1 rRNA gene is annotated in these 254 nt (G+C 45.7%); it reads right to left on the reverse strand.

What is annotated here, in order from left to right:
- A 23S ribosomal RNA gene (locus AAZT04_RS26350) occupies positions 1–107 on the reverse strand; the annotation flags it as partial.
- Positions 108–254: the final 147 nt, after the last annotated feature.

Consider the following 254-nt stretch of genomic DNA (forward strand, 5'->3'; position numbering starts at 1 on the left):
CGGTTATTACGGTTCATATCACCTTACCGACGCTTATCGCAGATTAGCACGCCCTTCATCGCCTCTGACTGCCTAGGCATCCACCGTGTACGCTTAGTCACTTAACCTCACAACCCGAAGGTGTTTCCACTTTCGTGCTGCTACATTTGAGAGACTCTATGACAGGTTAATCCTTACCCCAATACTTCTACGGAGGGATAAGTTTCAGCTGTCATGTTTCAATTTTCAGCTTGTTCCAGATTGTTAAAGAGCAA

The organism is Serratia sp. Je.1.23.a (assembly GCF_051129805.1).
GTDB lineage: Bacteria > Pseudomonadota > Gammaproteobacteria > Enterobacterales > Enterobacteriaceae > Serratia > Serratia liquefaciens.